General features: G+C 43.3%; 15 protein-coding genes. All 15 read left to right on the forward strand.

What is annotated here, in order from left to right; translation table 11 throughout:
- Positions 1-15 precede the first annotated feature (15 nt).
- The 15 genes from flhF to H8S18_RS00190 all read left to right on the forward strand — a co-directional run bounded on the left by flhF (position 16) and on the right by H8S18_RS00190 (position 12,684).
- A complete protein-coding gene (gene flhF, locus H8S18_RS00120) occupies positions 16-1,143 on the forward strand; it encodes a flagellar biosynthesis protein FlhF (protein WP_186856297.1) in 1,128 nt (375 codons plus the stop codon).
- A 1-nt stretch (position 1,144) separates the two neighbouring features.
- Entirely contained in the window at positions 1,145-2,050 is a 906-nt protein-coding gene (locus H8S18_RS00125; protein ID WP_186856298.1) for a MinD/ParA family protein, read from the forward strand.
- Positions 2,051-2,081: 31 nt separating this feature from the next.
- Positions 2,082-2,660, forward strand: a complete 579-nt coding sequence (locus H8S18_RS00130; protein WP_186856299.1) for a flagellar brake protein — start codon at positions 2,082-2,084, stop codon at positions 2,658-2,660.
- Between the two features lie 43 nt (positions 2,661-2,703).
- Positions 2,704-3,498: a sigma-70 family RNA polymerase sigma factor gene (locus H8S18_RS00135; RefSeq protein WP_186856300.1), complete on the forward strand. Its 795-nt coding sequence runs from the start codon at positions 2,704-2,706 to the stop codon at positions 3,496-3,498.
- A 36-nt stretch (positions 3,499-3,534) separates the two neighbouring features.
- A complete protein-coding gene (locus tag H8S18_RS00140; protein ID WP_186856301.1) occupies positions 3,535-5,178 on the forward strand; it encodes a DUF342 domain-containing protein in 1,644 nt (547 codons plus the stop codon).
- A 31-nt stretch (positions 5,179-5,209) separates the two neighbouring features.
- Positions 5,210-5,545, forward strand: coding sequence for a hypothetical protein (locus H8S18_RS00145; protein WP_186856302.1), 336 nt, complete (start codon positions 5,210-5,212; stop codon positions 5,543-5,545).
- Between the two features lie 17 nt (positions 5,546-5,562).
- Positions 5,563-6,045 (forward strand): DUF6115 domain-containing protein, encoded by a 483-nt coding sequence (locus tag H8S18_RS00150; RefSeq protein ID WP_186856303.1) that lies wholly within the window; start codon positions 5,563-5,565, stop codon positions 6,043-6,045.
- 72 nt (positions 6,046-6,117) lie between these two features.
- Positions 6,118-6,876, forward strand: coding sequence for a flagellar basal-body rod protein FlgF (gene flgF / locus H8S18_RS00155; protein ID WP_186856304.1), 759 nt, complete (start codon positions 6,118-6,120; stop codon positions 6,874-6,876).
- A 12-nt stretch (positions 6,877-6,888) separates the two neighbouring features.
- A complete protein-coding gene (locus tag H8S18_RS00160; RefSeq protein WP_186856305.1) occupies positions 6,889-7,653 on the forward strand; it encodes a flagellar hook-basal body protein in 765 nt (254 codons plus the stop codon).
- Positions 7,654-7,675: 22 nt separating this feature from the next.
- Complete coding sequence (locus tag H8S18_RS00165) at positions 7,676-8,107, forward strand: MerR family transcriptional regulator (protein WP_186856306.1); 432 nt, start codon at positions 7,676-7,678, stop codon at positions 8,105-8,107.
- A 14-nt stretch (positions 8,108-8,121) separates the two neighbouring features.
- Positions 8,122-8,406 carry a flagellar biosynthesis anti-sigma factor FlgM gene (locus H8S18_RS00170; protein ID WP_186856307.1) on the forward strand — a complete coding sequence of 95 codons (285 nt, stop codon included), beginning with the start codon at positions 8,122-8,124 and terminating at the stop codon, positions 8,404-8,406.
- Positions 8,407-8,415: 9 nt separating this feature from the next.
- Positions 8,416-8,913 carry a flagellar protein FlgN gene (locus H8S18_RS00175; protein WP_186856308.1) on the forward strand — a complete coding sequence of 166 codons (498 nt, stop codon included), beginning with the start codon at positions 8,416-8,418 and terminating at the stop codon, positions 8,911-8,913.
- An 11-nt stretch (positions 8,914-8,924) separates the two neighbouring features.
- On the forward strand, positions 8,925-10,478 hold the full coding sequence (gene flgK / locus H8S18_RS00180) for a flagellar hook-associated protein FlgK (protein ID WP_186856309.1): 1,554 nt from the start codon (positions 8,925-8,927) through the stop codon (positions 10,476-10,478).
- 41 nt (positions 10,479-10,519) lie between these two features.
- Entirely contained in the window at positions 10,520-12,043 is a 1,524-nt protein-coding gene (gene flgL / locus H8S18_RS00185; protein ID WP_186856310.1) for a flagellar hook-associated protein FlgL, read from the forward strand.
- A gap of 35 nt (positions 12,044-12,078) precedes the next feature.
- Positions 12,079-12,684, forward strand: coding sequence for a DUF6470 family protein (locus tag H8S18_RS00190; protein WP_186856311.1), 606 nt, complete (start codon positions 12,079-12,081; stop codon positions 12,682-12,684).
- The last annotated feature ends 4 nt before the right edge of the window (positions 12,685-12,688 follow it).

Raw genomic sequence — 12,688 nt, forward strand, 5'->3', positions numbered from 1 at the left:
GAAGAGGGAAAAAAGATGAAATTCAAGAAATTCCGTGCGGACAACATGGCACAGGCAATGGAAATTATCAAAGATGAAATTGGACCGGATGCAGTCATCATGAGCAGCAAACAGGTCAATAAGAAAAAAGGAATTTTAGGCCTGTTTTCAAAAAAAGAATTCGAAGTGGTGGCAGGATATGAAGAACACAAGCCGGTGAAAACTAATTTTCAAAGCATGCTGTCTCAGGAAAGGCTTCCTACTGCTGATTATGCTGGAGCTACCGCGACAAATGATACAGAATTGGCCGGAAGCTTGGACGAATTAAAAGGAATGATCGCCAGGCTTTCAGAGCGCGTAGATCATGCGGAAAGCCCGGTCGAAAAAAGGTATTCAAGAAACGTTATGGCCATTTACCGAAACCTGGTAAAAAATGACATCGGTGCAGGAATCGCCGAAGAAATTTGCGCGCAAACTGAGGCGGTAGTGGTGAATCGAAAGGCAAACGCCGGTGACGTCGCCGCCAATTTGCTTAAAGATATGTTGGGAAAACCCCAGCCAATTGAGCATACAAAATATAAACAGAGGGTAATTATGCTGGTAGGGCCGACAGGAGTGGGCAAGACGACAACATTGGTGAAGCTGGCCTACATGCTGGTATATCAGGAGAAACTGAATGTCGGGGTTATCAATACGGATTCATTCCGCGTAGCCGCGCAGGAACATTTGAAAGCATATTGTGAAATCCTGCAAACAGATTTGTTGACCGTGTATAAACCGGACGAAATTTCCGATGCCATCAAAGCATTTCAGGATAAAGATGTAATTTTGATTGATACGGCCGGCAAGGTGTCGGATGATCTTGGATACCGCAAAGATATTGAAAAAATCGTGGGAAGCGGAAAGATTGACGATATTTATGTCACGCTTTCAGCTTCAACCTCAACACGGGTTTTGGAGAAAACAATCGAGAACTATAAATTTCTACAAAAGTACAACGTGATTGTTACGAAAATCGATGAAACTGCCTATCGGGGAGTGTTTTTCTATATTGCAAAAATGAGCGGAATGCCTCTTTCCTATGTTTCGATAGGGCAAAATGTTCCGGATGATATCAAAGTAGTAGATACCGCTGAAATCGTAAAAACAGTATTGGGAAAATAGTATGAGCGAACAAGAAAGAACCTTGCGTGATGCCGTTGCAAAACAAGCGTCGTTAGGAAATAGAAGATCAGAATTCAATAATTCCGCTAAAAAAGCAAATATTTTTTGCGTTACAAGCGGCAAAGGGGGAGTGGGAAAAACATGCTTTTCAGTTAACTTCGCTCTTGCGCTGGCAAAATGCGGAAAAAAAGTGATTATCATAGACGGCGATTTTGGCTTTTCCAATGTGAATATTATGTTGGGGAAAAATGCGAAATATACACTTGAACATATAGTGCATGGTGAAAAGCGGCTGGAAGATGTAATGGAAGAGTGCTATCCGAATGTTTGGTATATTTCCGGGGGATCCGGGGTATCGGAACTCGTGAAAATGCGCGACGATCAAATGGAAAAAATAATTGAACAATTGGGTATCCTTGAACGGGAAATGGACTATATCATTTTTGATACCGGGGCCGGGATGAATGACAATATTATGAAGATGATTCATGCCAGCGATCAGGCGATTCTTATCACGACGCCGGAGCCCACATCTATTTTGGACAGTTATGTCGTGCTGAAGACAGCCAGTGAAGAGATGCCGGTTGGCAATGTAACGGCCGTTATAAATAAAGCGGCTTCCGAGAAAGAGGCAGTGGAAACTTTTCACAATTTTTCGAACGTAGTCCATAGATATTTAAAATGCGATGTCGATATGCTTGGGTTCATACCTTTTGATTCACGGGTTCCGCAGGCCATCACCGCTATGGTTCCGTATATCGTAAAATATCCGGGAAGCGCCGTAGCATACCAATTCCAGCAAATTGCAAGCAGAATTACCAATTCACATCCGGAGAAAAAAGAAGGCGGATTAAAAAATTTTATTTTACGGCTAATCAGAGGGAGAGGGAACCGCAATGCTGGATAAGAAACAACATTTGAAAGTCGGAGGCCTGCTTATGATACTGACGCAGACCGGAAGGATAGAAACGAAAGTTGAAAAGATTTCAGGCAATTCGGTTTGGGTACTCAACATATCCAATGAACTTGAAAAAGCCGGCATGGCCGGAAAGAAGATCGAGGCGATCTACCTTATGGACACGAGCGTCTATTTCTTGAAAGCGGAGGTCAAATATAAAGAGGATTTTATTGACGGGATTTCCATGACACGCATTGTCCTGTTGGAGGCGCCCGTTAAAAATGAGCGCAGGGAATCATTTCGTTTAAGACAGTCCTTTGATTTATATCTCACCGAACCGGACGGAGAGAAGAAACAAAAATTATATGGCGTTGATATTTCGGACACGGGATTAGGGTTCCTTTCCAGGGGGGCATATCCGTGCGGCGAGGTGTTTTATTTTGAGTTTACACTTGGAGATCAACAGTATCTCCTAACAGGAGAAATCGTACGCGTGATACCTCCGGACTCCGGAAATGTGATGTTTAAAGTTGGAGTAAGGTTTGTAGCCTTACCGGAGCCTATGAAAAAGGGTATCAGAAAATATATCTATATGCAGCAGGCGGCAAAAAGGAAGTGAATCGGAAAGAAGAACAGGGCGGCATCAGCGGAGGTAAAACTGGTTGACAAAGAAACATGAAAGAGAGCCTAAGGAGTTATGGGACGCATACATCAAAGATCCAACTGTAGAAAACAGGAATCAAATAGTTGAGAATTATCTATATTTGGTAAAGGCAATTGTTCTTAGGATGTCCCCGCTGTACCAGACGACCTTTCGCGATTACGATGACTTAATCAGCAATGGAGTCCTGGGATTAATGGATGCAGTACAAAAATTTGATCCCAAACGCAATATTAAATTCGAGACGTATGCCCAGCGGAGGATCCGCGGGGCGATTCTCGATTATATGCGGCAACAGGATTGGATTCCCAACAATATGCGAAAAGAAATCAAACAAGTAAAGCAAGCTTACGACGACTTGATTCTTGAACTTCAGCGGCCTCCGGAGTATGAAGAAGTGGCAAAGCGGCTGGGTATTTCACCAGGAAAAGTAAAAAAGATATTTTTCAACGACTATCAATACAGCCTGCTGCACTTTGAAGATATTATCAACGAAGTGACCTATCGTTCCGAGTTTGTAAATCCGGAACCGGATTTGCTGAGGCATCAAAAATCCAGCGCCGGGCAAACACCGGAAGAAAACATACTGCGCAAAGAGACGCATGAGGAACTGGTTGAACTGCTGCGGACACTTCCTGAAAATGAGCGGATTGTTTTGGATTTATATTATGTTAAGGAGCTTAAGGTAAAAGACATAGCTCACATAATGGATTTAACTGAGTCGCGTATTTCACAGATACACAGGTCGGCAATTCGTAAAATTGCTGACATGTATGAAAAGAAATATCAGGAGTAGCTTGGCAAATAATTTCACAGACGGAGCGTAGCGAAAATGGAAAAAATTGACATGGAAAAGAGGCAAGAAGAACTGGGAGCACCTGTAAAGAATAATGGATACAGGCTCTATTACCGGGAAGATGGAGTGTATCTTGCAATCGATCCCTCCGCCGTTAATCAAAACGAAATGAATCTACATCGGATGATTCAATATATTAAACGCAAAAAATTAGAGAATCCTTATTTTGACGTCATCAGTGAAATGGTTTCCAACATACGGCACGCAGAAGAAAAAATTGCCGAGACACAGGACGAAGTAATTTTGGATGAGGAATTATGTGTGGAACTCTCTGCCGACCAAATGCAGGCTTACCTGACTTTATTGCCACCGGATATAGGAGGAAAAAAACTTTCCAGGGAAGATGCAAAGGCCGTTTTAGAGCAAAAGTACCATGTTAGCTATGGAGTCGATGAAGATAAGCTGAACGAAATTTTTGACAGGAAACTATACGGCGAGAAATTTTTGATTGCAACTGGACGTGAACCTGAACGCGGGGAAGACGGAAGCTTGGAATATTATTTCAACCATAAAAATTCTGGAGGAAAAATTACCTACGATGAAAAGGGACGGGCAGATTTTAAAAATATGCTGACTTTTGAAAAAGTGACCGATGGGCAGATATTGGTGAAACGCATTCTTGCTACACATGGTGTGGAGGGAATCAATGTTTGCGGAAAAACGTTACCGGCGATGAAGGGGAAAGAAGCTGCATTGCCCAAAGTTGGCAAGAACGTCCGCATCTCTAAAGATAAGACGGAAATTTTTTCAGCCATAGACGGCGAGGTAACGATCCGCGGAGGAAGAATTACTGTTCTGCCAAACGTGACCATTGAGGGGGATGTTGACATGTCTGTTGGCAACATCGAATTTGATGGAGATATCGTAATTAAAGGAAACGTTAACCAGGGTTTTATGATTAAAAGTTCAGGGGACATTATAGTCCACGGGTTCGTTGAAGCCGCCACGCTTGAAAGCGGCGGGAATATCATAGCAAAGGGAGGCATCAAAGGGGCGGACCGCGGCGAAGCAACCGCAAAAGGAAATATCTCAGCTTTGTTTATTGAACGGATGAAAATTACTGCCGAAGGAAACGTAACTGCGGGTACAATCGTTAACAGCACTGTCGTTAGCGAGGGATATGTAGATGTATCCGGAGGCCGGGGACGGTTAATTGGAGGGAAAGTCAGCGCTGGGAAATATGTCGTTGCCAAAAGAATTGGCTCTGATGCCGGAATACAAACAGAAATCCACATTGGCATGCTTGCCCAAAAGCGCAGACGCCTGGAAGAGGTGGAGCCTGAAATCAATGCGTTATCCACAAATATCGGAAGGATGAATCTGGCGCTGAATAACCAGAATTCAAATATAGCCGGCAAAGCACGGCTGGAACTCGTTATTTCCCTATCAAAAATGAAAGAAGAGAAGAAGCGGTTGGAACAGGAAAAGACAGAATTGGAAGAATTGATAAAAGAAACAAAAGATGGCAATGTACATGTATTGGAAACGATTTATAAAGGCGTGAAAATTTTCTTCGGGAAAATTTGTTATATCGTCCCATATGACAATGAATACGTGACTTACTATAAGGATAAAAAGGACGTTCTGACAGCGGCATGCCGTTTTATTCCGGAAAAGTAACAAGCGAATAAAATGAAAGGGCGAAAAAATTATGATACGTGGAATTGACAGCCAAATTATGATAAACAAATCTATCGATTATGCCAAACAACTGACCGACCAAAACAGCAATGTCCAGCAGGCAAAAGATTTCATCGCAGAGATGGAAAAAGCGCAGATGGAACACAATGACAAAACGGTCAGCCAAACAGAAGAAACGGAGCAGGAACGAATACGCAGAGAAAAGGAAGGACAGGACAGTCAAAATTCCCGGACTATGCAGGATGCGCATAGAGAGCCGGAGGACAGGATGGCAGCAGGGGATGACCTGGAAGCGGAAATTGAAGCGCAAGAAGGCCTAGGAAGTTCGATTGATATCAATATATAATGGAGGAAGCAATATAAATGGAAACGGAATATTTTTTATTTGCACTTATGATTTTCGGAATGGTAGTTGCCGTATTATTCCTCATTTTTAAAGGGTTCAAAAAAGCCGGCTCCCAAAATGGGAAAGATCGATCTGCACTTGAAGAGCAAGAAAAAAAGGTGATGTTATTGTATTTTGAGGTGGAAGATATGCTAAATTCTCTGAAAGAATACATTGGCCATACGGATGAAACGATCAGATTGAAAACAGAAAAGCTGGAGGCCCTGTCGGACAATATACACCTAAAAAGCACGCTGGATGCCAGCAAAAGAGAACGTATAGAAAGCGATGGGAAGCAGGAAGAAAAGGAGCGGGAAAGAGAAGTTGACTGGAAAGACGAAAGCCTCCATAAAAAAGTCATGGAATGTTACCAAAACGGGGAAGACGAAGATGAAATTGCAGAGAAATACAGGATATCCCGAAGCGAAGTTCGTTTTATTATAAAGCTGTCTGGAAAGTGATATTTCGACACATCTAAAGTTTTTATGAGAATCGCCGATAATATATGTAGAGTTACCTAACGGGAGGACAATATGCTAAGAAGTTTTTATATCGCCGGCACCGGCATGCTGACACAGCGTTCTAAAATGGATGTTATTATTAATAATATTACGAATGTCGATACGACCGGGTATAAAAAAGACCAGGTGATCTCTCGCTCTTTTGGAGATCTGTTGCTGGACCGCCTGAATGATCCTTCTATCTTAAACCAGACGACCTATGTTGGCGGCCAGAATACCGGCGTATATGTTGATGAGCTTGTTGTTGACTTTACGCAGGGTCCTATGGAAGTAACAGATATACAAACGGATATGGCAATAGCGGGAGACGGCTTTTTCTGTATTCAAACGCCGGAAGGAGTTCGCTACACCAGAAGCGGGAATTTTCAGGTCGATGCAAATGGAACCCTGCTGACACAAGAAGGGTATTATGTTTTAGGCGCAAATGGCGGACGGATTAATGTCGGAACCGGGGAGTTTACAGTTAACAGCAGCGGCGATATATTTGTCCAGGGACAAAATGTAGGAAGGCTGCGGATCGTGCAATTTAATGATAACGGCGTCCTGAGAAAAACTGGGGATAATCTTTATTATGCTTATAATGGAGAGAATCCTGCCGTGATGCAGAACCCCAACGTTGTGCAAGGCGCGCTGGAGGGATCCAATTTGGATATTGGGCGCGAAATGGCCGAGATGCTGACAACCAATAGGTTATATGAGAGTAATCAGAGGATATTGAAGATGGTGGATGAATCACTGTCGAAGACCGTAAACGATATAGGAAGATTTTAAGGAGTAACGAGTATGATGCAGGGAACTTATACGGCGGCTCTTGGGATTGCGTCCCAGCAGCAACGTTTAGATACAATTGCAAACAATCTTGCAAATGTTAATACAAATGGCTTTAAAGCGTCGCGTACAGATTTTAAAGACGCCTTATACCAGAATATGCAGCGTGTAGAACAACCGCAGGATGATCTAAATATGCTAAAAGGGCATGGAACGTTGGTTTCGGGTTCCACAAGGCTTTTCACACAAGGGCAGTATATCGAAACAGGAATTGATACGAATTGCTATCTGGAGGGGGAAGGATTCTTCATGGTACAAGCGCCGGAAGGGCAGACCTATTATACTCGGGACGGCAGTTTCAGGAAGAGTTCCGAAGCGGATGGAGAGTATCTGGTGACTTCCCAGGGGTACTATGTTCTTGACCAGAATGGCCAGAAAATTCGCCTGGAAGGAACAGAATTAAATATTTCGTCCGAGGGATATCTGTCGGACGGGACAGAGAATCCAGCTTATGCGAGACTTGGAATATTCACCTTTCTGAACCAGGAAGGGTTGCTTGCAGTAGCGGACAACCTATATGCTGCTTCGGCTTCCTCCGGCGCGGCACAGCAAGCAGGTGCGGAAACCACTGTAATCCAAAAAGTAGTAGAAGGTTCCAACGTAAATTTGGCGGATGAATTTTCAAAATTGATACGTGCAAGCAGGGCGATGCAACTGTCATCCAGGGCGTTATCAACGGCCGATGAAATGGATGGTACGGCAAATTCTATAAGAGGCTGACAAATGAATGGAGGGATAAGCTATGGCGCTCCAATATAAACAATGCAAATATTGTGGTACGATCTTCCAATCGACTGGGGGAAATGAATGCCCGCGTTGTATGAAAGACAGGGAAGAAAAGTTTACAATAATTAAGGAATACTTATATAAGAATCAAGGAGCTTCCGTTGCAGAGATATCGAATGAAACAGGAATTGAAGAAAAGCTGATCCTGCATTTCCTGCGGGATGGACGATTGGAAATGGTTGTAGCGGATGGATCCCTTGCATGCGAGAAATGCGGAGCGCCTATCAAGAGTGGGCGGCTGTGCAGAAAATGTTCAGAATCATTATCCCGGGCTCTGGGGAGTGTGCTGCCGAAGCAAAGCAAACCGGCGCCACAAAAGAAGGCGTCCTATGGTTTGAAATCTGATCGGTCAGACGGCTTGCATGTAGATATTTCCAAGCGTAAATAAAAGGAGCGGCAAATATGAAAATAGATGCAACAAATTCAGTTTATGGAATTAAACAATACTATAATACAATCAACAGAAATGTTGCCCCCAATATTACCGAGGCACCGCAAGACCACATCGATATTTCAGACGAAGCAGTTTCCTTTGCTGAAATATTTAATAAGGCAAAAGCAGTTCTGGAAGAAGTGGATACCAACCCAGCGGTTTCGAATATCGAACAAATGCGCTATGACGTTCGGAATGGGTCTTATGTTGTCTATGAAGACCAGGTAGCCGATGCAATTCTGATGTATATTTAGGAGTTGTAAATGGTAAAAGAGTTGATTGACAATCTGCAAAATTTAAAAAATATCTACCAGAAAATATTCGACATTTCATTGCAAAAAAAGCAGGCGATTATTGATGGGGATATACAGGCGGTAAGTGAAATTGTAAAACAGGAATGGGAATTACTGTCTGAAATCTCAAATTTGGAAGAAGAACGAATGCGGATTACACGCAAAATTTTAATAGAAAATGATGTGGATCCGAATGAGAGCGTTTCATTGTCGGATATGGAACGATATGCGGATGAAGGTGAAACCCGTGCGCTGAAAGAGACTGCCGGGGAACTTAAGACACTGATTGCAGAACAAAAGAAAATTAACAATGAAAATAAGGGCTTGATTGATTTACATTTGGAGTATATGGATTATATGGTCAATATAGTGCTGAAGGAACCGCAGGTCAGCAATATATATGGCAGCTCCGGCGAGATTCCGAATGACGATACAGAAAACAGAGCGATTATTGATAATCAGGTATGAGGTGAGACAATATGAGATCAACATTTTATGGATTGGAAATTGCTAAGACTGGTCTGTTTATCAGTCAGAACCAGCTTGACGTTTCGGGGCATAATATTTCCAATGTAGATACAAAAGGATACACGCGGCAAAGACTGAGCATAGCGTCGCTGCCGCCGGCAATTGGCACCAGCTTGATTGCGACGGACATCAAGGGAACCTCTGGGCGCGGTGTTACGACAATTTGCGTTGAACAAATCCGGAATCCGTTTCTGGATTATCAGTTTCGCAAAGAAAATTCGGTTACATCGAAATGGCAGACGAAAGAGCAATATTTTGAATATGTTGAGGCTTTGTTCAACAATGAATTAGATGCAATTGAAACGTCTACCGGAATTTCCGCAATATTTTCGGATTTTTATGATGCGCTGTATGAACTGCAGGAGCAGCCGGAAGATAAAGCGATTCGTTTAAATGTGCAGCAAAAAGCGATTGTAATGACCGATACGCTTAATAATTATTTTAACGATTTAGTTGGACAACAGGATACTTTAAATGAAAGCGTCCGGATAACCGTTGACGAAATAAATTCGATTGCCCGGGAAATTGCCCAACTCAATGAACAGATATACGGGTTTGAGCTCTCCGGCGCCAAAGCAAATGATTTGCGCGACCAGAGAAATGCACTTCTGGATACTCTGTCCGGCCTCATAGACATTGAGACTTTTGAAGACACTAACGGTCAGCTAATCGTACAGGTCGACGGTAAAAATTTAGTGCGTCATGCTGACTATAAGCAGATGGCTACAGTGGATGATATAGAAAACCCCATAGAAGGCGGCCAGAAGTTATATGGAGTTTATTGGGAAGACAGCCAGGGAAATCCAACCACCAGCACGGTTGGAATTACGGGCGGCTCATTGAAAGGCTATATGGATATTCGCGATGGCAACTCCAAGACTTCAATTGGTATTCCTTACGTAATTGACCAGTTAAACGGATTGTGCCAAAAGATCGCAGCCGACATGAACGAAATTCATGAGAAGGGCTATACAATACCGAATGGCGATAATGGGGAAAGCAAAACGGGCATAGATTTCTTCCATGTTCCGGTGGATGAAAACGGAGAAAAAGATTACAGCAAAATTACCGCGCAGAATTTCCGAATCAGCGACGATATTATGAATGACGTTTATAATATAGCGGCATCGGATATGAAAGTATCGGCGGATGGCAGTGAAAACGAACAAAAAGGAAATGGCAGGATTGCACTGGAAATGTGCGGATTAATTAATAAGAAAAATGAATCCGGAAATGATGACAGCATCGATGGATATTATAAAAATATACTGAACAATATCAGCGTTGAAATGGATCATATACACAGCACATACCAGGGACAGGCCGTTATGGTAAATCATTTGGAGCAGCAAAGGCGTTCGATAAGCGATGTATCCCTTGACGAGGAAATGACTGACGTTATCCGGTTTGGGCATGCCTACAATGCTGCCTCAAGGGTTATATCGGCAATTGATGAAGAACTTGATAATTTGATTAATAAAATGGGACTTGTTGGCAGGGCATAACCAATGAAGTCGATCCGTAAGAGAAAAGGGAGGAGCCGCATATGAGAATTACCAATTCCATGATGATAGATAACCTGCTAACGAATTTGAATGCCGGATTGGGGCGTGTTAGTAAATATAATAGCCAGCTTTCAAGCAACAGGAGAATCGTCAACCTTTCAGATGATCCGGTCGGTGTGTTCAATAGTCTGGGAGCAAGACAACAAATAAGAAGATTGAACCAGTACCAGAAGAATGTAACGGCGGCAAATAAATGGGTGGTGCAAACAGAAAACGCCATCAATGAAATGGAACAAACGATTGTTAATATTAAGGAATTAACCACAGAAGCGGCTGGCGTTCGCAATGAAGACGATAAGAAAAATATTGCTACGCAGATAGAGGAATTAATGGAGCATCTGCTTGAAACATGCAACGGCGTGATTGGGGATAAACATATGTTTGCTGGTTTCAACACAACAAACGCGCCTTTTGAAGCCATACGTGACGGCGCGGGAAAGTTGACGGGCGTACTGTACAATGGATATGATCTCACACTGCCCGGAAATGCAGTCATTCTTGGCAAAAAGATCGCGAACACGGATCATGCTTCGAATTTCCAGTGGACCGGCAGTATGACGGATTACCAAAAATATTCGGTCAGCGCAGCAGGAGATACATTGACATTTACGGGAGCAGACGGAAATCAGATAACACATACGATCAGCGCACAGGAAATCCAGGACGGCAAGATCGATTTATCTGCGGAGGGCCTGGGAACAATCACCTGGGAAAATTCCGATCCGGTAGCCGCAACTGCAAATGAAATTGCAGGAGCAATCGCATCGGCAGGCTCTATTACTACGCCGAGCACTGCGGTAATAGGGGAACGCGCGGATGCATCCCTGCAATGGAAGGGCGAGATCACGGGAAACGAGAAATATAGAATTGCAGTAGAAGGGGATACGATAACGTTCTATAATTCACATGGAAGCGAAGTTGCGCATAGGCAAGTGACTGATGCGGACATTGCTGCCGGGCAGATCGACCTTACGGCAGAAGGTCTCGGCATCGTCAGTTGGACGGGTACTCCCGCGAACCCCGAAGAATTGGCTCAACTAATCGGGAGCGCTGAATTTGTTACATCCGCGTATGGAGAAGAACATACGCAGGATATCCAGTTTGAAATTGGATATAATATGTATTTTGACGTTTCTTTTACGGGCATTGACGTTGTCGGAACGGGAGAAGACAACATGTTCAACGTATTGATTAATTTAGTCAATGACCTAAATAGTGGAGCGCCAAACGAAGAAATTTCTACGTATTTGACTTCACTGACAAACGTACAGGACCGCCTTATCACCTGTATGGTGGAATGCGGTACGAGAACGACAAAACTTGAGACCATGAAAAACCGCTATTCGCTGGATGCAATCAGTTATGAAGCTGCCCGTTCGGATGTGGAAGATATTGACCAGGCAAAAGTAATTATGGATATGAAGTATTCCGAAACAATTTATAAACAGGCCTTGGCAACGGGCGCGATGATTATCCAGCCCACATTGATGGACTTTCTGAACTAGCTTTTATGATAAAATAAAAAAGGAGGAGACGTTGTATGAAGACTCTTGATATTCATTCCAGCCGCGCTGCACTTGATATTCATACAACACGCGCTCAATTAAATATCCAGAATCATGTCCGCAGGAGTTTTCGGGTTAAAACAACACGGCCGCAGATGCATGTAGAGCGGCAGAGGCCGCAGATTAAAGTTGACTGGAAACAGGTCTGGGCCAACCGCGGGGTACGCTCGCCAGAACATTTTTTGCAGTATACGCGGCAATTAGCGCGCCAAATTGTGAATGAAGCCGTACAGAATATGACCGCAAGCGGCAATTATATGGCTCAGCTTGAAAACTATTTTCATACGATGCAAAGCCCAATCGGAGACTGGGCGTATGAGCAGATGTTAAATTCTGTGCCGGAAGTGGGGATGTCTGCAGGAGTGCCGTCACCCAGTGTTCAGTGGACAGAAGGAAGCATTAAAATTGAATGGGAACCGGGCGATGTGGAAATTGTATGGGAGGATGAATTCATGCCGGATATAACGGTCACTCCACATTCTGTAGAAATTCGTCTGCGAAACTATGCAGATGTTAAAATCAGTGTAAATGAAAACAATTTACCAAAGACCAGCGGTAAAAAAGTTGATAAAAAGATTTGATAAA

The organism is Christensenella tenuis, from assembly GCF_014287795.1.
GTDB classification, from domain to species: Bacteria; Bacillota; Clostridia; order Christensenellales; family Christensenellaceae; genus Christensenella; species Christensenella tenuis.